Genomic DNA, 20,882 nt, shown 5'->3' on the forward strand with positions numbered 1-20,882 from the left:
AAGGCCTGGGTGTACGCGTCCCTTGCCAGAGCGTGGACGAGTCGGGTCTCGCCGCTGTCGCGGAGGGAGGCCATCTCCGGGGTTCCGCGCTGCGGGTGGCCGACGCGCTCCCAGAAGAGGAGCGCCGCGCCGAAGGCATGGGCTGCCGCCCGGGCGTCCCCCGTCTCGGACAGCGCGATGGCGAGGAGGTCCAGGGCTGGCAGCCACGTCTCTGTACGGCGGACGCCGGACTGCGGACGGCGGACGGCGGACGGCGGACGGCGGACGGCGGACTGCGGACGGCGGACGGCGGACGGCGGACGGCGGACGGCGGACTGCGGACGGCGGACGGCGGACGGCGGACGGCGGACGGCGGACGGCGGACCACGGGACGCCGCGACGCGGCGGGGTCGAGGCGATCGCCGCCCTACAGGATTGCGGCAGCGGGCGCCGGGTGCCGAGGAGCACGCCGTGCTCGGCCTGCGGGCCGATGCGCACGGCAGCCACCGCTGGGCCCCGGCGCCGCTAGCCGGGCGCCGGCCGTACCTCGTGCAAGGCCTGCGAGCCAATGCACGCGGCAGCCGGGGCGGGGCACAGTCTCTCAGTGGTCCGGCAGGGTTTGTTCTGCCCAGATCACCTTGCCCTGTGGGGTGTATCTCGTTCCCCAGCGTTCTGTCAGTTGCGACACCAGGAACAGGCCGCGGCCGCCCTCGTCGGTCGTCGCCGCGTACCGCAGGTGGGGCGAGGTGCTGCTGCCGTCGGCGACCTCGCAGATCAGGGTGCGGTCGTGGATCAGTCGCAGACGGATCGGCTCGCAGCCGTAGCGGACCGCGTTGGTGACGAGTTCGCTCAGCACCAGTTCCGTGCTGAAGCCGAGTTCCTCCAGCCCCCATTCCTCGAGCTGGGCCGTCGCCGCGGCGCGCACCCCGGCGACGGCGGCCGGGTCCGGTGGTACGTCCCACTCGGCGATCCGGTCCGCCGGCAGCGCGTGCGTGCGGGCGATGAGCAGCGCCACGTCGTCGGCGGGGCGCTCGGGCAGCAGGGAGTCCAGCACCGCCCGGCAGCTGTCCTCCGGCACCCGGTCGGGGTGGCCCGCCAGGGCCTTGCGCAGCAGCTCCATGCCCTCGTCGAGGTCGCGGCTGCGGTCTTCGACGAGGCCGTCGGTGTAGAGGACGAGCTGGGAGCCCTCGGCGATCTCCAGCTCCGCGGTCTGGAAGGGCATGCCGCCCAGGCCCAGCGGCGGACCCGCCGGCAGGTCGGGGAAGGTGACGTCGCCGTCGGGGTGGACCAGCGCGGGGGCCAGGTGCCCGGCGCGGGCCAGGGTGCAGCGGCGCGTCGTCGGGTCGTAGATCGCGTAGAGACAGGTCGCGCCCACGACGGCGGCGGGGCTCTCCGTGCACGCCTCGTCCTGGTCGATGCGCCCGACCAGGTCGTCGAGGTGGCTCAGCAGTTCGTCGGGCGGCAGGTCGAGCGTGGAGAAGTTGTGGACGGCGGTCCGCAGCCGCCCCATGGTCGCGGCGGCGTGCAGGCCGTGGCCGACGACGTCACCGACGACCATCGCCACGCGGCTGCCCGGCAGCGGGATCACGTCGAACCAGTCGCCGCTCACACCCGACTGGGCCGGGAGGTACCGGTAACCGACGTCGACGGCGCTCTGCTCGGGCAGGCCCCGCGGCAGCAGGCTGCGCTGGAGGGTGACCGCCAGGGCGTGCTCGCGCGTGTAGCGGCGGGCGTTGTCGATGCTGACGGCGGCGCGGGCCACCAGCTCCTCCGCGAGGGAGAGCTCCTCCTGGTCGAAGGGGTCGTGCTCCTTGGAGCGCCAGAAGTTGACCATGCCGAGAACGACACCACGGGCCTGGATGGGGGCCGCGATGAGCGAGTGGATGCCGTAGTCCACGATCTGCTCGGTGCGCTCGGGGTCCTGCAGATGCCAGCCCGTCGCGGTCGACAGGTCGGCGACGAGTTCGGAGCGGCCGGAGTCGTAGCCGCGTGCCTGGGGGGTGGAGGGCAGGAAGTCGATCAGCCGTCCCTTCTCGTAGAGGGGCTGGTCGTCGCGGATGCCGTGCACGGCGACGCGGCGCATGCCCTTCGCGGTGGCCGCCGGTTCCTCGCCGTGCAGGACGGCGTCGGCCAGGTCCACGGTGACGAAGTCGGCGAAGCGGGGCACGGCGATCCGGGCGAGTTCGTCGGCGGTCTGGATCACGTCCAGGGAGGTGCCGATGCCCAGCCCGGCGTCGTAGAGCAGCTTCAGCCGCTCGCCGGTGATCTCCGCCCGGCCGGAGACGGCGCGCAGCTCGGTGGAGTCGCGCAGCGTCACCACGGTGCCGCGGTGGCCTCCGCCGCGGTCGGTGGGCCGCTGGTTGACCACCAGCAGCCGCGGTCCGGCGAGGTGCACCTCGTCGGTGGCCTCGCGGCCGGAGCCGAGCAGCGACGCCATCTCGGGTTCGAGGGTCGGCAGGTCGGCGACCTGCCTGCCCTCCGCGTCCGGGGGCAGCTCCAGCAGCCGCCTGGCCTCGTCGTTGACGAGCAGCAGCCGGCCCTCGTCGCTGACGATGAGCACCCCTTCGCGTACGGAGTGCAGCACCGTGTCGTGGTGCTCGTACATGCGGGACATCTCGTTGGGCGCCAGGCTGTGGGTCTGCCGGCGCAGCCGCCTGCCGACGAGGGCGGTGGCGGCCGTGGCGACTCCGAGGGCGCCGGCCCCGGCGGTCAGGATGATCGGTATCTGCCGGTCCACCAGGCTGGTCACGTTCTTGACCTTCAGCCCGGCGGAGGCGAGGGCCACCACCTTGCCGCGTTCGTCCTTGATGGGCACGGTCGCCTGGACCTCGTCACCGAGGGGGCCGTGCACGCTCTCGGTATAGACCTTGCCCGCCAGTGACGGTGCGATCTCTCCCACGAACCGTTTCCCGATGCGGTCCGGCATGGGGTGGGTGTAGCGGATGCCCTTGGTGTCCATCACGACGACGAAGTCGACGCCCGCGGACTTGCGGCCCGCCTCGGTGAGCGGCTGAAGGATCTTCGCGGGGTCGGGGGCCTGGAGCGCGGTCAGCACGCCCGGGGAGTGCGCGAACGTCTGCGCCACGGCTATGGATCTGCGTTTGGCCTCGGCGTTGGTGTGCCGCTGTGACTGCATGACGAGCGCGAAGACGGCGAATGCCACGAGGAGCACCACCAACGCCACCTGGAGGAGGAAGATCTGCCCCGCGACACTCCGCGTGTTTCTCCGCACCAGAGACCAAGGTGACGATATATGGCCGACTCGGACAAAACGGTCTTTCATCCGGCCTTTGTAACATCCCTCACCCATATAGTCACGGGCCTGCCCACGGAGCGGACTGTACCGAGCGGCGATCGATCACCCCTCAAGCCACTTCGATCACTTCAGTCACTTTCGCCACAGGCCAGCAGTCTTCCCTCAGATGTCACTGCCGAAGCCCTCCTCCTTCAGGTGATTTTCGTTCAGTAGGGCACTTCATGACATCTACTATCCCGTCTCGTGACAGACAGGAAGATCCGGAGAACGACCGATGTGCTCATCCTCGGCGCCGGACCGGCCGGGCTCGTGCTCGGCAATCTCCTCCAGGACAGCGGCATCGACTGTGTCGTCCTGGAACGAGCCGAGCCCGCGCACCTCCGGACACGGGCACGCGCCGGGTTCCTGGCCGCCGGCACCGTACAGATCCTGGAGCGGCACGGGCTGGCCGAAGGGCTGCACCGGCAGGGGCAGGTCCACAGCACCTGCGAGTTCCGCACCATGGACGGCCGGTTCCGGTTGGACTACAGCCGGCTCGGGCGGGGCGAGCGGCACACCGTCTATCCCCAACAGCTGCTGGTCACCGACCTGTTGGAGCGGTTCACGGCCTCCGGCGGGCGCGTCGAGTTCGCCACCGAGGCCATGACCGTCCTCGACGCCGACACCGGCCGCCCCTCGGTGACCGTGCGCGAGGCGGACGGGCGGCCCGCGACCTGGCGGGCACGGTACGTGGCCGGGTGCGACGGACGGCACGGCGCCGCACGGCGGTCGCTGCCGGCAGGCTCGGTACGCCGCCACCACCACGACCACGGCGTGACCTGGCTCGGCCTGCTCGCCGAGGCGCCGCCCAGCCTGGACGCCGTCGGCTACGCGGTGCACGAGCGGGGCTTCGCCGGGCACATGGCCCGCACGAGCGAGATCACCCGCTACTACCTGCAGTGCGAGCGCGGCACCCCGGCCGACGCCTGGTCCGAGGACCGGATCTGGGAGGAGCTGGAGCTGCGGATGCGGGCGACGGATTACGGGCCGCTGCACCGGGGCCGCGTCGCGCAGCGGGCCGTCGTCGACCTGGAGTCCGATGTGCTCGAACCGCTGCGTCACGGGTCGCTGTTCCTGGTGGGCGACGCCGCCGGACTCATCAGTCCGTCCGCGGCGAAGGGCGCCAACCTCGCCGTCCTGGAGGCGTCGCTCCTCGCCCGCGCCCTCGCCGACGACCTCCTCCACGGCGATGCCGAGGGGCTCGACGCGTACTCCGCGCGGTGCCTGCCGTACATCTGGCGGGCGCAGGAGTTCTCCCACTGGATGATCGGGCTGCTGCACGGCCCGTCCGGCTCGGACGGCGCCTCCCTGTTCCACAACTCCCTGCGGCGCTCCCGCCTCACCTCGCTGCGCACCTCGCGCAGCCACCAGGACTGGTTCGCCGAGCACTACGTCGGCGTGTGAGGACGACACCTCCCACCGCCTCTTCCGGTCCGTCCGACGGTCCCGTCCGACGACCCGGTCCGACGGCTCGGCCCTCCGCTTTCGCTTCCGCCTCCCCTTCCGTTGCCGTTTCCGCTTCCGCCTCCCCATCCGCGCATCTGAATGAGGATTCCCGTACATGATCACGACGTTGTCGGGCGACACGTCCCGCCTGCTCGCGACGGTCGACTTCGTCAAGGAGCAGGACACCGCCACCCTGCTGCCGCTCCTGCTGCCCGGGCTCGACGGCCCGGAGCTGCGGGCTCTGGTGGAGCACTGCCGCTTCTCCCATGCCGCGCTGCTCGTCTTCCCGTCGGACGAGGCGGAGTTGGAGGCCATGCTCACCGACTGCGGACTCGTCGGGGTCGCGCCGCGGCAACCGAGCGTGGTCGTCCGTGAGCGGCTGGCCGTGCGGCACCGGCGGCGGGCGGCCGAGCTGGACGTCGGCATCGTGCGCCGGGCCGTGGTCGGCGCGGACGGCGCGCACCGCATGGTCGAGGTGTTCGCGCTGACCGTGCCGCCCGGCTCGGACCTGGACGCCGTCGCCGCGCACGAGCGGGAGCGGCAGCACGAGACCCACGTCGGCTTCGACATCGTGGCCCCCGACCCACTGGTGCTGCGCGGCCTGTGCGCGACCTTCGCGCGCTACGGGGCCACCCCGGACGGCGGCGGCTACAACCCGCACGAGGACGGCACCGTCTTCTACTTCGGCGCGCCCGCCGAGGCGAAGGGCGGCTACGGGCGCGTGGAGCTGTATGTGCCCGGCGACCACCGCGACCTGCTCGCCGCGCACCTCGACGAGCATCGCGCCCGGCAGCCCGCTGAAACGCTCCTGCGCCTGCTGACCGGGGCCTGGACGACCCAGGCACTGAGTACGTTCGCCCAGCTCCGGGTGCCCGACGCCATGGACGTCGACCGCGCGGTAGGGGTGGAGGAACTGGCGCGGGAGGTCGGCGCCCGGCCGGGGAACCTGACCACGCTGCTGCGCTATCTCGCGATGCTGGGCGCGGTGGCGGAGGACCGCGACGGCTTCCGGCTCACCGAGACGGGCGCGCTGCTGCGCGACGGTGCCACGGGATCGATGCGGGCGCTGGCGCTGATGTACGGCGGCCCCTTCTACGACTCCTTCGCCGGACTCGGGCACACCGTGCGCACGGGGCGGGTCGCCTTCGAGCGCGTCTTCGGCGAGAACCACTTCGACCATTTCGCCCGCGACCCCCGGCTCGCGGAACTCTTCGACCAGTCGATGGCCGCCGGGGCCGCCATGTTCGACCCGGTCCCCGCGCATCCGGTGCTCACCGCCGCGGCCGAGGCGTCCGGCGGGGCCACGGTGGTCGATGTCGCGGGCGGCAACGGGGAGTTGCTCGGCCGGATCCTCACCGCGCACCCCCGGCTCCAGGGGGTGCTGCTGGAGCGTCCGCACGCCGTCGAGGCCGCCCGCGCCCGGCTCGACGAGGCGGGTCTCGGCGCGCGGTGCGCCTTCCTGGCCGGCGACTTCGCGGACCTGCCCGCGGGCGGTGACGTGTATGTGCTGTCCCGCGTCCTGCACGACTGGGACGACGAGCGCTGCCGCGAGATCCTGCGCCACTGCGCCCGTGCGATGCCCGACCACGCCGATCTGCTCGTCGTCGAACGGGTCCTGCCCTCCGACGGCTCGGTGTCGCTGGCCACGGCCTGGGACCTCCACATGATGTGCAACGTCGGCGGACGGGAACGGCGCGCCGAGCACTACGCCAGGCTGTTCGCCGACGCGGGCCTCACCCTCGTGAACCGCTCCCCACTGCCCCTGGACGGCCATGTGCTGCACGTCCGGAAGGCCGACCCGACCACGGAGTGACCCGCCCTCACCCGGTGGGGTGGTGTCGTCCCGCCCTCACCCGATGAAGTCGTTCCAGTGGCGCCTGAGGTGATCGGCGGCCCTGCTCTCCAGGCGCCGCTCGACGCCCGCGGTGAACGCGGCGGCGAAGCCGGGGGTGTGCGCGGCGAAGTGGCTGTACGCCGCCGTTCCGAAGACGGCGCAGGCGGCCGCGGCCTCGTCGGGGGCGTACGCCTGCGACGCGGGCCGCTTCGCCGGGTCCAGGTGCGCGTGGCGGGCCCGCGCCTGGCGGACCACCTGTTCACCGCGTTCCGTGAGCACCGGCAGCCGGAGTGCCTGGGGTCTCTCGCTGTCCGGCAGGGCGAGTCCCCAGGCCACGACGATCATCGCGATCGACGTCCACCCCGCCACCAGTGCGTACCGCCAGTCCAGGAACGCGTACGTCTCCAGCGCGGCGAGCGGCAGGGTGAGCGCGGCGACCGTCCGGGCCCAGAAGACGCAGGGCAGTTGGAAGTCGATGTACACCCCCCGGCCCCTCAAGTACCCCTCGGTCATGAGGCGGTCGGCGGTGGGATGCAGAAGGCCGTGCGGGTCCGCGCCGGCGGGGTTCTGGCGGGAGGAGGCGAGACTCCGGAGCGCCGCCTCCTCCTCGGACGCGCCGGGCCGGCACTCATCACTGTTCCCGAGCGCCAGGGTCGGGGTGCCGTCGTACTCCGTGTCCGGCTTCAGGACTCCGCGCGCCACCATGCCGATGATCACCGTGGAGAACGCGCGATGGATGCTGCCGTCCCCCTCGGCGAGGACGGCGACGGCGGCGACCCCCAGCCGGAGGTCCTCATCCGGTACGGCGTCGGCGGGCTCCGGCCGCGTGGCCCGGTGGCGGGCCAGGGCCTCCGTGACCGCGCGGGTGTAGATGCGCTGGTCGAGCGACAAGGCCCCCAGCGCGAGGAGCGCGTACCCGGCGGCGGAACCGGCCCATGCCAACCAGACGATCATCACGACAGTGTCGAGGACATGACGAGGCGGGGACAAGGGATCCGCAGGGTCTCGTCGGAGTCGCGCAAAGAGTCAACCCCGTTGCTCCGCCGCCGGGTTGAGGTTCCCGTGCCCCGCGTCGGCGCGGGCGCCGTCTCAGTCGTCCGCGTCCTCCGCCTCGCGCGGCAGGACGGCGACAGCGACCAGTACGGCCGCCCACACCCCGAGCGGCGCGACCGGCCAGTAGTACGTCAGCTGTCCCTCCTGCGCACACCGCGCGCCCCAGATCGCGGACATGATCAACGCGCCGCCGAGCCAGTAGCGCCATTCCGCCAGCCAGTCCTTGAGGTCCTTGCGGTCCCGCTCCGCGCGACTGGGGGCCGGTTCGGGCAGGTCGGCCACCAGCGGGGCGAGTTCGTCGGCCGTGCGCGCCCGCAGGGCCTGCTCCGCGCGGGACGCGTGCTCGTACGGGGCGAGCCGCCCCTCCGCCAACGCCGCCGCCAGCACGGCGAGCACCTCGTCGCGGTCCCGGTCCGAGACCCGCACGGCCGGCACGGCACCCTCACGTCGGTCGTCCACGCCTGTCCCCCTTCGACATCGCTCCGCGTTCCCTCGGATGACGCTTTAGAATACGACTGTATCTCAAAGAGGGGAGCACGGCCGATGCCCAGGACGGTCGACAGGGAGGAACAGCGCCGGCACATCGGTACGGCTCTGCTCCGGCTGGTCTCCGAGCGCGGTCTCGACGAGGTCAGCGTGCGCACCGTGGCCGCCGCCGCGGGCCGCTCGGCCGGTGCCGTGCAGAAGTACTTCCGCACCAAGGAGGAGATGCTCGCCTTCGCCGCCGAACTGGCCGGGGAGCGCGTCGAGCGACGGATGGCCGGAGTCGACGCCTCGCTGCCCCCGCGCCAGGCGCTGCGCGCGCTGATCCTGACCACGCTGCCCGTGGACGCCGAGCGGCGCGCCGAGGCCGCCGCGCAGCTCGCCTTCGCCGTCCACGCCGCCCACCACCCCCGGCTGGCCGCGATCCGGCGGCAGGTCGACGCGGACATCCGTCAGGCGCTGACCGCGTGGCTGGAATCGGCGGGGCACGGGGCCCACGCGAGCGCCGTCGCCGACGCCGTGATCGCGCTGTCCGACGGCCTCGCCCTGCGCATGCTGTACGCCCCGCAGGAGCACGAGCACCTGCTCACCGTCCTGGACCACGCCCTGGACGCCCTGCTCCCGGACCCACCGGCCCCGGCCCCGGCCCCGGCCCCACCGACCATGGGATGAACTCGAAAAAAGTTTGTGGATCATGGCAACCCTTTGCGAGGGCTGTGACCACAAGGGAGCGGATCCGGTCAGTTCCGGTGCCCGGATCCGCCTTCTCTCGTGAACGGCTCGCAAGGAGAACGCCTCCCCATGAAGAACCCCACGCACGGCGGGCGCCGCGGGCGCCACCGCCGTCGCTGGACCGCCACCGCCGTACTGCTCGGCGCGCCCCTCGCCGTCGTGCCGTACCTCCTGTTCACCCAGGAGGACTCGCAGGCGGCGACGATCGACGGCGACGCCTTCTACAAGCTCGTGTCCGTGCGCAGCGGCAAGGTGCTCGACGTCAACGGCTTCTCCACCGCCGACGGCACCCGTATCCAGCAGTGGACCGACCAGAACACCGCCAACCAGCAGTGGCGGCTGAAGCCCGCCGACGGCGGCTACTACGAACTGGTGAACCGCAACAGCGGCAAGGTGCTGGGTGTCGCCGGCAACTCGACCGCGCAGGCCGCCGCCACCGAGCAGCAGACCGACAGCTCCGCGACGTCCCAGGAGTGGCGGATCGACGACGTGAGCGGGTCGTCCGACACCGTCACCCTCACCTCCCGCAGGAGCGGCCAGGTCCTGGATGTCTCCGGGGGTTCCACGGCCCAGGGCGCGGCCGTCATCCAGTATCCGAGCCGGGGCAGCACCAACCAGCAGTGGAAGCTGGTGAAGGTGGGCGGGACCGGGGCGTCCGCGACCGACGCCACGCAGACCACGGCCAAGACCGGACCGTACGTGTGGAAGAACGCCCAGGTGGTGGGCGGCGGTTACGTCACCGGACTGGTGTTCAACCAGAAGGAGAAGGGCCTGCTGTACGCGCGCACCGACATGGGTGGCGCCTACCGCTGGGACACCGGGGCCGAGCAGTGGATCCCGCTGACCGACTGGATCGGTGAGAAGGACTGGAACCTGCTGGGCATCGACTCGCTGGCCACCGACCCCGTCGACCCCGAGCGGCTCTACCTCGCGGCGGGCACCTACACCAACGAGTGGGCCGGCAACGGCGAGATGCTGCGCTCCACCGACCGGGGCCGGACCTTCAAGCGCACCGCCCTGCCCTTCAAGCTGGGCGCCAACGAGCCCGGCCGCGGCGCGGGCGAACGGCTCGTGATCAACCCCTCGGACAACGGCACCCTGCTGCTGGGCACCCGCAAGAACGGCCTGTGGCGCAGCACCGACCACGGCGCGACCTGGAACCAGGTCTCCTCGTTCCCGGTCAAGGACGGGGCGGGCAGCGGCGCCGGCATCTCCTTCGTGACGTACGGCCCGGCCGGCAGCAACACGGTCTATGTCGGCGTCAACGACAAGTCCACGTCCTTGTACCGTTCGACCGACGGCGGCAGCAGCTGGCAGGCCGTTTCCGGGCAGCCCACCGGACAGATGCCGCAGCACGGTGTGGTCTCCGGTGACGGATCGCTGTACCTGTCCTACAGCAACAGCATCGGCCCCATGGACGCGACGGCGGGCTCGGTGTGGAAGTACACGCCGTCCGGCGGCACGTGGAAGAACATCTCCCCCTCCCAGGGCGGTTACGGGTTCTCCGGTCTGGCCGTCGACCCGCAGAAGCCCTCCACGGTGATGGTCACCACCCTGGACCGCTGGTGGCCCGAGGACGAGATCTACCGCACCACCGACGGCGGCACGACCTGGAAGGCCCTGGCCGACAAGTCGCAGCGGGACGCCTCCGGCGCTCCTTACGTCGGCACCCACACCGGGCACTGGATGACCGCGCTGGCCATCGATCCCTTCAACTCCGGGCACGTGCTGTACGGCACCGGCAACGGCATCTGGCGCAGCAAGGACGCGAACGCCTCCGACAGCGGAGGCACCAGCCACTGGGTCTCCGGGGCCCGGGGGCTGGAGGAGACCTCGCTGCTGGACGCGATCGCCCCGCCCGGCGGCGCCACCGTCATCACCTCCATGGGCGACCAGGGCGGCTTCCGCCACGACTCCCTGACCGAGGTGCCCTCCGGGCGGCTGAAGAGCCCGCTGATGAACAACAGCACCGACATCGACTTCGCCCAGTCCAAGCCCTCGGTGATGGTCCGCGTCGGCACGGGCGACACGGGCGACGGTGGCTACTCCACCGACGGCGGCAGCACCTGGACCGCTTTCAAGGCAGAACCGGTCGCCGGCGCGAGCAGCGGCCGCATCGCGCTCGCCGCGGACGGCTCCACCATCGTGTGGACCGAGGCCGGCCAGGCCCCCTACCGCTCGACCGACATGGGAGCGAGCTGGTCGAAGGTCAGCGGGCTGGGCACCGACGCCGTGGTCGTCGCCGACCGCTCCTCGGCCGACACCTTCTACTCCCTGTCCGGCGGCAAGCTCTTCGCCAGCACCGACGGCGGCGCGACCTTCACCGCCCGCGCCACGGGCCTGCCCTCCGGCAAGCTCGCCGCCGTCCCCGGCATCAGCGGGGACCTGTGGATCTCCGGCGGCGACAGGGGGCTGCTGCACTCCACCGACGGCGGCCGCACCTTCACCACGCTCAGCACGGTGAAGTCCGCCTCCGCCCTCGGCTTCGGCAAGGCCGCCCCGGGCACCAGCTACCAGGCCCTCTACCTGCTCGGCACCGTCAACGACGTCACCGGAGTCTTCCGCTCCACCGACAAGGGCGCCACCTGGCTCCGCGTCAACGACGACGCCCACCAGTGGGGCGGCATCGGCAGCCTCGGCGTCATCACCGGCGACCCCGACACCTACGGCCGTGTCTACATCGGCACCAACGGACGCGGTCTGCAGTACGGCGACCCGTCCTGATCCCACCCCGTCCCCCACGCCCGAGCGGGGCCGCGGCCACCACGGTCCGCGGCCCCGCCCCGGGCCCGGGGGACGCGCCCGCGGGTCAACGGACCCGGTTCGCCAGCCGGGTGGCGTTGTTGAGCAGGTGCTCCAGCGGGCCGCGGCGGAAGAAGCGGGACCAGGTCGCCGCGAACAGGGTGGCACCGAGGACGAACGCGAGCAGCAGTCCGGCCGAGGCGGACTGCGGAGGGGTGGCCGACTCGCCGGGCAGGGCGAGGATCACCAGGATGTGGCCCACGTAGAGGGTCAGGGACATGGTGCCGACGGCGATGACCGGCGCCGCCGGTCGGCGCAGCACCGGCATCCGGTCCAGTGCCACCGTCAGGCACAGCAGCACCGTGATCGCGATGCCCAGGCTGCCGATGAGGTCGAACGTGGACCCGGTGTGCGGCTCGGCCGCCAGCAGCCCCCAGGCGTCGGGGCCCCACAGCCCGCTGCCGACCGGCATGTCGAAGGAGACCGCCGCTCCGCCGGAGTCCTTCATGGCCGCGAACTCCTCCGGGGAGGGCATCCCGGACGTGATCTTCCGATCGCCGCCGGTCACCCGGAGCACCAGCCAGGAGACGCCGTAGCCGAACGCGATCAGCGCGGGACCGACCACGGCCAGCCGCCGCCGCACCGTGCCGGAGGACAGGTCCAGCCGGCCCAGCGCCATACCGGTGACGACGAACGTCATCCAGGTGATCGCCGGGTAGAGGCCGGTGAGGAAGAAGTCGAGCACGCCCACCCCGGAGAGCCGGGCGATCGGGTCGTACCCGTCGACGGTGGTCACCATCGACTCGGTGAGCAGCGCGCGCAGGGCGTACGCGAGCTGTGGTGTGACGAACGCGAGGGCGACCGCGATGAGCGCGAGGGTCCTGGCCCGCAGCCGCAGCAGGGGCAGGGCCAGCAGGAAGTACACGGCGTAGAAGTTGAGGATGCCGGCGCCGCCGAAGTTGGTCATCGCCAGCGCGGTGCCCACCACCAGCAGGATCACCGCCCGTATGACGATGCGGGCCCTCGCCTGGCGGCCCGCCAGGCCGGTCTTGGGCTCCAGACGGCCCGCGATCAACGTCAGCGAGAACCCGGCGAGGGTGGCGAACAGGGCCGACGCCCGGCCGCTCGCCAGCCCCAGGAACCAGTCGCCGACCCCGCCGTCCGGGTCGGGGAAGGGGCCGACGTGCACGGCGAACATGCCGAACACGGCGAGGGCGCGGGCGAGGTCCACCCCGACCAGTCGCGCCGGCGGCGCGGCACCTGCCGGGGCCGCGGCGGGCTCCGACGCGGTGGCGCCGGCTTCGGGTAAGTGTCGTAGGGGCGCCTTCGCGGCGTTGTCGATCTCGGTCACCGGAACAACGTTGCCGAGGCGCGGGAGACGCCAACCATCCGATGGCTCACGGGAGTTGCCCCGCCGACCGGCCCCGGCCACCCCGCCGGTCGGCGGGGTCCCGGCCCGCTGGACCGGGCGCGGGGGACGCGGCCTCAGACCGTCGGCGCGGCCTTGGTCAGCAGGCGTCCCATCGCGGCGAGCACCGACGGCTCGACCCGGTAGTACACCCAGGTGCCGCGCCGCTCGGAGGTGAGCAGGCCGGCCTCCTTGAGCTTCTTCAGGTGGTGGGAGACGGTCGGCTGGGAGACGCCCACGTCGGAGATGTCGCACACGCACGCCTCGCCGCCCTCGTGGGAGGCCACCGCGGAGAACAGCCGCAGGCGCACCGGGTCGCCGAGGGCCTTGAACATCCGCGCGGCCGTCTCGGCCTCCTCCGCGGTGAACGGGCGCTCGGTGAGCGGCGGGCAGCACGGCACTACAGCCTCGCCGGGAGCGGGTTCCAGCAACGGCAGCACCTTGGTGTTCGACATGCATCCGGGCCGACGACGGCGGAGGCTGCTGCCAGGCCCCCGCCACCCTCCGGATCGGCGCCGCCCCGAGCACCGCGTCCGGCGGCCGCTGAACGCCCCGGCCGCCCGCCGGGATAGGATCCGGCCATTTGTGCGAGGGCATGGGCCCTCGCGGGGGAGGGAACCTACGTGGGCAGACACGCCCCGGGACGGGGCGGACCGGCCGCCGCCGTCACCTCGTTGGCGGTCCTCGTGGCCGCGTCCGCCGTCGCCCTGACGACGGGTGGCGGCTCCGCGCAAGCGACCGACGGTGACACCACCGCGATCACGCTGGTCGACCCGAGCACCACCACACCGCGCACCGACCGCCCGTACGTGGCCGGGGACAGCGGCTTCCTGCACCGGCAGACCGGCAGGGCGGGGATGCTGTGGACGGACTACGCGACGGGCCGGACCGTCACCGTCGAGAGGGGCGACGGCAGCGTCTACGTGCCCGTCTCGACCTGCTCCGTGACCGCCGAGTGCCGGCCCGCGTGGTTCGGGTCGGACAGCGACGTGGTCGCGCTCGGGCCGGCCTCGATGACGTCCGCGTCGACCGTCACCCTCTGGGACCCGGCCACCCGCACCACCCGGAGCCTGAGCTGGAACGGCTCCACCACCGACGGCTACTACCGGGGCATGGCCGGGGACACGGTCGTCACCGGCCGCGCCCTGATCGACGTCGTCGACGGCACCAAGCGGGTCCGCAAGGTGACCGGCGAGCCGACGAACCTCCAGGACAAGGAGGTCGTCGCCGCCGACTCCGAGGGCGTGCTGTGGACGCGCGGCGGCGCCGTCGACTACATCGACGTCGAGTCGGCCGTGAACGCCCACGCGTTCACCGACACGACCGCCGCCGATTTCCACGTCATGAGCGAGGACCACGTCGGCTGGTACGACAAGGACACCGCCGTACTGCATCTGAAGTCCCGCGCCGACCTCTCCGCCGCCGAGCGGGTCGTCACGCTGCCCTCCCACCCGGGCGCGCTCGACGGCGCTCCGGTCCTGGTCGGCCACTGGCTGCTGCTGCCGCTGGCCTCCGACGCGCTCGGCTCCCGGCTGGTCGCCGTCGACGTGGACGACCCCTCGGTGCAGCGGACCGTGCTGGCGAGCGCCGGCGCGTACACGCTGGCGGCCGGTGACAGGAGCGCGCTCGTCAGCGGCGGCACCGACGCCAACGACTGGTGGGTGCAGCGGGTGAGCCTGACCGAGGACGGCTCGCCGAAGGTGACGAAGGTCCGGCAGGCCCCGGCGCTGGAGAACACCAAGACGGGCATCGCGCTCAGCCGCGGCAGCCTGCGCGTCGTCGAGGACGACCCGGCCGCCGTCGCGGACACCACGTCCGTGCGCACCCTCACCACCGACAACTCCGCCACGCTGACGGCGTCCGAGGCCACCGCGAGCGGTTCCGTCCGCTCCGCCCTCTGCCCGTACGAGGGCGTCACCTGCTCGGCGCTGTGGGGGAACCTCGACGCCCGCGACGTGTTCCTCGACGCGGGCGGCGGCACCGACGAGGGCGAGTCCATCGGCGACGACCGGCTGGTGGAGATCGGCGGCCACTACCTGGACTTCGGCGGGCAGGGCGGCCGGATCGTCGACGTCTCCGACGACTACGCCGTGTTCGACTCCGGCGGCGCCGCCCCGCAGCAGTACGTCGGCGAGTTCGGCCAGGGCGAGAAGCTGAAGCGGTCCGTGCGCGCCGCGGCCCTGAACGGCTCCACCCTCTGGAGCGCCACCACCACCGCCGGGAAGCTCACCTCGTACAGCATCCCGCTGGAGAAGACGCTCACCACGGTGACCGTGCCGGGCCTGGCCTGCGTGCCGAGCGAACTCCAGGCGGCGGGCCGCTGGGTGTACTGGGCCTGCGGGACGGAATCCGCGGGCGTGTACGACACCGGCGCCGGGACGTCGAAGGCGGTCACCCCCGGTGACGTGCTCCTCGGTGACGGCTTCACCGTCCGCCACGACCACGGCGCCGGGACGCTGGTCCTCACCGAGGCGGCCACCGGCACCACCCGCACGATCGCCGCCGACCTGCCCGACCTGGGCCTGAGCGCGGACCGCCGCTACCGATGGACGGTCGACGAGTACACCGGGCTGGTCGCCTGGTTCGACGACTACGAGCGCACCCACGTCACCACCACGGGCATCGCCCCGTCCCAGGTGACGGCCTTCGAGACGTCGGCCGGCAGCTATGTCGGCCCCGGTATGCCCTTCGAGGGCCAGTGGGTGCTGTCCCGTCCGGTCACCTCCTGGTCGCTCACCTTCACCTCGGTGCAGAGCGGCGCGAACGGCAAGGCCACCCGCACCCTCACCGGCGGCGCGACCCCGGGCCGGGTGACGGCCACCTGGGACGGCAGGACCGCGAACGGGGCCCATTTCCCCAACGGCCACTTCACCTGGACCCTGCGGGCGACCGGCGTCGGCACGGCCGCGGCGGTCACGGTGAACGCCGGCGAGGGCTTCCTCCAGCGCGGGGCCGCCGTGCGCCGCGACTTCGTCAGCCCCGAGGGCCCCGACGGGCGCGGCGACCTGCTCACCCTCAACTCCTCGGGCGGGCTGACCTTCCACAGCGGCACCGGCACGGGCGGGCTCGGCGACAAGTACACGGGCACCGGCTGGCCGACGACCGTCAAGGCCGTCCCCTTCGGCGACCTGAGCGGCGACCGCTGCAACGACGTCCTCGTGCGCTACAGCAGCGGCGCGCTGCGGCTGTACAAGCCGGGCTGCGGGGCGGCCGTCAAGCCGTCGACGTCGTACACGACCCTCGCGACCAGCGGCTGGACGCAGTACGACGTCCTGACGTCGCCCGGCGACGCGAGCGGCGACGGCCGCCCGGACCTGATCGCGAGGAACTCCTCCACCGGCGCCGTCTACCTCATGAAGGGCACCGGCGACGGCAAGCTCGCCTCCCGCGTGAAGCTCTACGACAACTGGAAGGGCTACAAGAAGATCGTCGGCGTCGGCGACCTCACCGGCGACGGCCGGGCGGACCTCCTGGCCCAGGACGCCTCGAACGACCTGTACCGCTACGACGGCAAGGGCGACGGCACGTTCGCGGCCCGCGTCAAGGTGCTGTCGAACTGGGGCGGCTCGTACGACGCGATCGTCGGTGTCGGCGACCTCACGGACGACGGCCGCCCGGATCTGGTCGCCCGCGACACCAGCGGCAACCTGTGGCGCAACAGCGGCGACGGCAAGGGCTCCTTCGGGCCCCGGACCCGGATCGCGACCGGCTGGAGCGGATACAAGTCCCTCTCCTAGGCGGAGCGGGCGGACGAACGGCCGGGGCCGGCGGTGACGGAGCGTTCTCCGTCCACCGCCGGCCCCGGCCGTTCGTCCCCCTTTCGGGAGACATGACCCACAGGCACTGAAGAACACGTCCTTCACGGGGTATCCGTACGCGTGCAGGCGATGACGGGGACCAACTGTTGTCGTTTGACAATAATAGCCGTGAGACAACAAAGTAACCGTGTCGGATGGGCACGGGGAAGGACATGGGATGCTCCGGTGGACGGAGACCTCTCCGTGCGCGGGTCGCCGTCGCGGTCGCACGGCGGTGCCGCCGACGCCGCCCGGGACCGCTCAGGCGGTCCGGCTGCTGGAGTCCGGGGCCTCGTCGTGGATCTGCGTGGCCGCGGTGGCGCAGAAGGACTCCAGCCCCTCCAACAGGGCGGTCCGCTTGGCCGCGGGCATGTCCGCCAGCACCTTCCGCAGCTCCCGCTCCCTGCGGGTGCGCAGGTCGGCGAGGAAGGCACGGCCCCGGCCGCTGAGGTGCAGCCGCACCTCGCGCCTGTCCTCCGCGCTCACCACCCGCTCGATGAACCCCGCCGCGTGCAGCCGGTCGCACAGCCGGCTCGTGGACGGCGGCGTCGACGCCAGCGTCTCCGCCAGGGTGCGCAGGTTGATGCCGTCCTGGTGCTCGAGTATGTGCAGGACACGCAGTTGGGACGCTGAGGTGGGCGCGGTGGAGGCACGGCCCCACACGACTTCCAGCAGCTCGACGGCCGTCGTGGTCACACGCGCGACCTCGTCAGGCTCTGGGCGGCGGCGGAAGGCAGTCACGGTCACACTCTCGCAGGCGCTGGGCTGACTGTCAGCGTACTAGGGACCTCGGCGCGCAGACGGCGTGGATGCCCCGAGCGCCCGGCGCGACCCGTCCGGACCCGGCCTCACAGCGCAGGCACGCATCCCCGCGGAGAAAGATTGGTGTATAGCCCGTCATGAAGAGATTCCTGGCCGCCGAGCGCGCGCTGCGCACCGCGGCTCCCCACGCGTTGCTCGACGCCACGCGTTCCGTACTGGTCGAGCAGTACGGGGCGGAGGAGATCGAGCTGTTCATGGCCGACTACAGCCTCACCGTGCTCCAGCCCGTGTCGGTCCTGCCGCACACCCTGGAGCCGGTGTCGGTGCACAACACCACGGTCGGCCGGGCCTTCGGTTCGCAGAAGCCGTACCACGAGGAGCGGCCCGGCGGGCGGACGCGCCTCCACCTGCCGGTCAGCGTGCGCGGCGACCGGCTCGGCGTCCTGTCCGTCACCCTGCCCGACGCCGCCGCGCGGGAATGGGAGTCAGAACTCGCCGACATCGCCGACGTCCTCGGACACGAGGTGCTCGTCGCCGAACGGGACACCGACCTCTATCTCCAGACACGCCGCAAGGACCGGCTCACCCTGGCCGCCGAGATGCAGTGGCAGCTGCTGCCCGGCCGCTCCTGCTCCCGCCCCGAGTACGACCTGGGCGCCCAGCTGGAGCCCGCCTACGCCATCTTCGGCGACAACTTCGACTGGTCCGCCACCGCCGACCGGCTGACGCTGTACGTCACCAACGGCATGGGCGAGGGCATAGAGGCCTCGCTGCTGACGAACCTGGCCATCAACGCCCTGCGCAACGCCCGCCGGGCCGGCATCTCCATCGCCGACCAGGCCGCCCTGGCCGACCAGGCCGTCTACGCCCACTACCGGGGCCGCTGCTATCTCTCCGTCCTGATGTTCGACTTCGACCTGGTCACGGGCCACGCCAGCGTCGTGGACGCGGGCTCGCCCCAGCTGCTGCGGCTGCGCAACGGCACGGTGGAGCACGTCACGTTCGACGCCCAGCTTCCCCTCGGCATGTTCGAGGAGACCGACTACGTGGCCCAGGACTTCCACGTCGAGCCCGGCGACCGGCTCGTCTTCGTCAGCGACGGCGTCCACGGGGTGGCCTCGCCGAAGGGGGAGACGTACGGGGACGCGGCCCTCGCGCGGGCCATCCACTCCACGCGGCTGCTGCCCGCGGCCGAGGTGCCGCGCGCGATCCTGCGGGAGCTGACCGGGCACCGCGGCGAGGCCCTGGCGGACGACGACGCGCTCGTCGTCTGCCTGGACTGGCGTGGGAGGCCTCCGGCCGCATGACCGACGGGCGGGGCGGGGAAGAACAGGGCCGAGGGAACAACCTCCCCGTGGGACACGTGCGTTGTCCGGCCGTCGACCCCCGCGCTACTGTTGCTATGCGGCAATAATTGCCTGATGGCTTGCCTTCCGGTCGGCCGCGGGGCTCGCGGCAGGGAGAAACGCACGTGACGGAAAGCGAAACGACCGCCGCGGTGACGCGGGAGCCGAACGGTTTCCGGGCACCGGTCACGCTGCCGCGTCGGCGGCTGCCGGTGATCGCGCACGCGCTCGCCGCCTCCCGCGCCGTCGCCGGAGCGAGCCCGCGATGACCGGCTCCCCCGCCGGATCCACCGCCGTCCCGTCGGCGGTCCCGCCCGTCCGCCGGGAAGGGGGTGCGTGATGCGTGCCCCGAACGAGTCGACCACGCGTCTTCCCATCGCCTCGGACGCCGATCTGGCCTGGGTGCGTCAGCAGGTGCGCCACTCCGCCGCCGACGTCGGGTTCGGGCTGGTCCAGCAGACGAAGCTGGTGACGGCGGCCAGCGAACTCGCCCGCAACACGCTCGTCCACGGGGGCGGGGGGCACGCGGAGATCACCACGCTGGACGACCGCGGCCGACGCGGGCTGCGGCTCTCCTTCGTCGACACCGGCCAGGGCATCCGCGACATCGACCTGGCCATGAGCGACGGGTACACCACCGGCTGCGGACTGGGCATGGGCCTCGGCGGCGCCAGACGCCTCGTCGAGGACTTCACGGTGGACAGCCACCCCGACACCGGCACGACGGTCACGGTGACCGAGTGGCTCCCTGACGTACCCGCGCCGCGGTCGGGGTCGGCGTAGGGCCGGGGAAGGGATTCGGCTCGGCTGTGGGGACGGGTACGGCTGGTGAGCCGGACGCGGCCGGGAGGCGGGGAACGCCTGGGGAGCCGGGGGCAGCCGAAGGCCAGGAAACCGGAGGCGGTTGGGTAGCCGGGGCAGCCGGACGACCAGGAAGCCGGGGGCGGCCGGAAGCCGGAGGCAGCCGGACGGTTGCTGGTGGACCCGTAAGCCGGGATGCCGGACAACCGGGGACACCTGTGGCTCCGAGTCGGGGTGCTGGAAGAGCCGGAGTGGCCCGAAGGGTCAGAGCGGTCGGCCCGCCAGCGCGACGCCGTCAGCTCCAGGGGTCATCGGCGTCCCGGCCGACGCCGTGCGAGCCGCTGCCGTGGTCGTCGACCCCACGCGAACCCACGTCGCCAGGTCCACCCGTACCTGGGCCCGTGCCGTCCGGGCCAACCCCGCCCGGTCCGCCCCCGCCTGGGGCAGCCCCCTCCGAGTCCGCACCCTCGGCTCCACCCTCGCCTGGGCCCACACCGTCCGGGCCGCGCCCCTCCCGAACCGCGCCGCCCGAGTCGGCCCCGCTCGAACCCCCGCCGCCCGCGGCGTCCTCCCGGGCCGTGAGGAACGCTCGCATTCCTCGGCCCAGGGCTTCCCGTTCCCGGGGGTGCATGGCCGCCAGGACCGTGGCGAGGGCTTGGGAGCGGTTCGACGCCACCTCTTCCAGGACCTGGCGGCCGTGTCCCGTGAGATTCAGCCGCACCTCGCGCCGCCTGTGCGGATGCAGCCCGCGCTCCACGAGGCCCGCCGCCTCCAGGCGGTCGCAGAGACGGCTGGCGGTCGGCAGCCCTATCTCCATCCGCTCGGCGAGAGCGGTGAGGTTGAGCCCCGGTCCTGACTCCAGGATCCGCAGCGCCCGCAACTGATGGGGCGACAGACGCAGACTCGCCCCCTGACCTGCGGCGGCCCACAGATGCGCCAGGCTGTCCACGGCATCGGCAATCCGCAGCGCGAGGGGCAGAGCATCGCCCGCTCCCCTCGCCCCGTCGTCCCCGAAGCCGCTGAGACGAGTCACGAACCCATCGCTTTCAGCAATCGCCTGACCATACGGATACCACCCTCATGAGAACGCGGTACCCGAACAGCCGCCGGGCAAGCCAGCGGATCCGGGGCGGAGCGACAGCCACACGGCGCGAGGAGGGCGAGCCAGGGCCTGTCGTTTGGATCACGCCTGGGCCGCAGGGCT

The 20,882-nt window shown here is 72.5% G+C and carries 14 protein-coding genes and 1 pseudogene; 8 read left to right on the forward strand and 7 right to left on the reverse strand.

What is annotated here, in order from left to right; translation table 11 throughout:
• Positions 1–580 precede the first annotated feature (580 nt).
• On the reverse strand, positions 581–3,262 hold the full coding sequence (locus M8J73_RS26635; RefSeq protein WP_240501219.1) for a SpoIIE family protein phosphatase: 2,682 nt from the start codon (positions 3,260–3,262) through the stop codon (positions 581–583).
• A 249-nt stretch (positions 3,263–3,511) separates the two neighbouring features.
• Here M8J73_RS26635 and M8J73_RS26640 point away from each other — a divergent pair, with 249 nt between their 5' ends.
• Both M8J73_RS26640 and M8J73_RS26645 read left to right on the forward strand, forming a co-directional pair.
• Positions 3,512–4,678 (forward strand): 4-hydroxybenzoate 3-monooxygenase, encoded by a 1,167-nt coding sequence (locus M8J73_RS26640; protein ID WP_055538541.1) that lies wholly within the window; start codon positions 3,512–3,514, stop codon positions 4,676–4,678.
• A 157-nt stretch (positions 4,679–4,835) separates the two neighbouring features.
• A complete protein-coding gene (locus M8J73_RS26645) occupies positions 4,836–6,533 on the forward strand; it encodes a methyltransferase (RefSeq protein ID WP_055538540.1) in 1,698 nt (565 codons plus the stop codon).
• 36 nt (positions 6,534–6,569) lie between these two features.
• Here M8J73_RS26645 and M8J73_RS26650 read toward each other — a convergent pair whose 3' ends face one another.
• Together M8J73_RS26650 and M8J73_RS26655 are read right to left on the reverse strand one after the other, a co-directional pair.
• Positions 6,570–7,508: a hypothetical protein gene (locus tag M8J73_RS26650; protein ID WP_055538539.1), complete on the reverse strand. Its 939-nt coding sequence runs from the start codon at positions 7,506–7,508 to the stop codon at positions 6,570–6,572.
• A gap of 135 nt (positions 7,509–7,643) precedes the next feature.
• Complete coding sequence (locus M8J73_RS26655; protein ID WP_055538538.1) at positions 7,644–8,066, reverse strand: DUF1707 SHOCT-like domain-containing protein; 423 nt, start codon at positions 8,064–8,066, stop codon at positions 7,644–7,646.
• 84 nt (positions 8,067–8,150) lie between these two features.
• On the opposite strand from M8J73_RS26655, the gene M8J73_RS26660 reads away from it, so the two are divergent.
• Complete coding sequence (locus M8J73_RS26660; protein ID WP_249829152.1) at positions 8,151–8,762, forward strand: TetR/AcrR family transcriptional regulator; 612 nt, start codon at positions 8,151–8,153, stop codon at positions 8,760–8,762.
• 129 nt (positions 8,763–8,891) lie between these two features.
• Positions 8,892–11,546, forward strand: coding sequence for an RICIN domain-containing protein (locus tag M8J73_RS26665; protein ID WP_055539814.1), 2,655 nt, complete (start codon positions 8,892–8,894; stop codon positions 11,544–11,546).
• A gap of 85 nt (positions 11,547–11,631) precedes the next feature.
• On the opposite strand, the gene M8J73_RS26670 is transcribed toward M8J73_RS26665, so the two are convergent.
• Complete coding sequence (locus M8J73_RS26670) at positions 11,632–12,915, reverse strand: DUF418 domain-containing protein (protein WP_055539815.1); 1,284 nt, start codon at positions 12,913–12,915, stop codon at positions 11,632–11,634.
• Positions 12,916–13,049: 134 nt separating this feature from the next.
• Positions 13,050–13,427 carry an ArsR/SmtB family transcription factor gene (locus M8J73_RS26675; RefSeq protein ID WP_249829153.1) on the reverse strand — a complete coding sequence of 126 codons (378 nt, stop codon included), beginning with the start codon at positions 13,425–13,427 and terminating at the stop codon, positions 13,050–13,052.
• A 168-nt stretch (positions 13,428–13,595) separates the two neighbouring features.
• Here M8J73_RS26675 and M8J73_RS45295 point away from each other — a divergent pair, with 168 nt between their 5' ends.
• Positions 13,596–16,709 (forward strand): FG-GAP-like repeat-containing protein, encoded by a 3,114-nt coding sequence (locus M8J73_RS45295; RefSeq protein ID WP_055542654.1) that lies wholly within the window; start codon positions 13,596–13,598, stop codon positions 16,707–16,709.
• Positions 16,710–17,030: 321 nt separating this feature from the next.
• On the opposite strand, the gene M8J73_RS26685 is transcribed toward M8J73_RS45295, so the two are convergent.
• A complete protein-coding gene (locus tag M8J73_RS26685) occupies positions 17,031–17,465 on the reverse strand; it encodes a MarR family winged helix-turn-helix transcriptional regulator (RefSeq protein WP_055542653.1) in 435 nt (144 codons plus the stop codon).
• Between the two features lie 203 nt (positions 17,466–17,668).
• On the opposite strand from M8J73_RS26685, the gene M8J73_RS26690 reads away from it, so the two are divergent.
• The 3 genes from M8J73_RS26690 to M8J73_RS26700 all read left to right on the forward strand — a co-directional run bounded on the left by M8J73_RS26690 (position 17,669) and on the right by M8J73_RS26700 (position 19,660).
• Positions 17,669–18,838, forward strand: coding sequence for a PP2C family protein-serine/threonine phosphatase (locus M8J73_RS26690; protein ID WP_055542652.1), 1,170 nt, complete (start codon positions 17,669–17,671; stop codon positions 18,836–18,838).
• Positions 18,839–19,002: 164 nt separating this feature from the next.
• Positions 19,003–19,146, forward strand: a complete 144-nt coding sequence (locus M8J73_RS26695) for a hypothetical protein (RefSeq protein WP_157873365.1) — start codon at positions 19,003–19,005, stop codon at positions 19,144–19,146.
• A gap of 70 nt (positions 19,147–19,216) precedes the next feature.
• Positions 19,217–19,660, forward strand: coding sequence for an anti-sigma regulatory factor (locus M8J73_RS26700; RefSeq protein WP_055542651.1), 444 nt, complete (start codon positions 19,217–19,219; stop codon positions 19,658–19,660).
• Between the two features lie 571 nt (positions 19,661–20,231).
• Here M8J73_RS26700 and M8J73_RS26705 read toward each other — a convergent pair.
• A pseudogene (locus M8J73_RS26705) lies at positions 20,232–20,711 on the reverse strand (MarR family winged helix-turn-helix transcriptional regulator); the annotation flags it as partial.
• Positions 20,712–20,882 lie beyond the last annotated feature (171 nt).

The sequence above is a fragment of the Streptomyces neyagawaensis genome (assembly GCF_023516595.1).
Classification (GTDB): Bacteria; Actinomycetota; Actinomycetes; order Streptomycetales; family Streptomycetaceae; genus Streptomyces; species Streptomyces neyagawaensis.

Excerpts from the sequence above, each read along its gene's own strand:
- M8J73_RS26635 (WP_240501219.1), bottom strand. The coding sequence starts at position 3,262 with ATGAAAGACCGTTTTGTCCGAGTCGGCCATATATCGTCACCTTGGTCT.
- M8J73_RS26645 (WP_055538540.1), top strand. The coding sequence starts at position 4,836 with ATGATCACGACGTTGTCGGGCGACACGTCCCGCCTGCTCGCGACGGTC.
- M8J73_RS26650 (WP_055538539.1), bottom strand. The coding sequence starts at position 7,508 with ATGATCGTCTGGTTGGCATGGGCCGGTTCCGCCGCCGGGTACGCGCTC.
- M8J73_RS26660 (WP_249829152.1), top strand. The coding sequence starts at position 8,151 with ATGCCCAGGACGGTCGACAGGGAGGAACAGCGCCGGCACATCGGTACG.
- M8J73_RS26665 (WP_055539814.1), top strand. The coding sequence starts at position 8,892 with ATGAAGAACCCCACGCACGGCGGGCGCCGCGGGCGCCACCGCCGTCGC.
- M8J73_RS26675 (WP_249829153.1), bottom strand. The coding sequence starts at position 13,427 with ATGTCGAACACCAAGGTGCTGCCGTTGCTGGAACCCGCTCCCGGCGAG.
- M8J73_RS26690 (WP_055542652.1), top strand. The coding sequence starts at position 17,669 with ATGAAGAGATTCCTGGCCGCCGAGCGCGCGCTGCGCACCGCGGCTCCC.
- M8J73_RS26700 (WP_055542651.1), top strand. The coding sequence starts at position 19,217 with ATGCGTGCCCCGAACGAGTCGACCACGCGTCTTCCCATCGCCTCGGAC.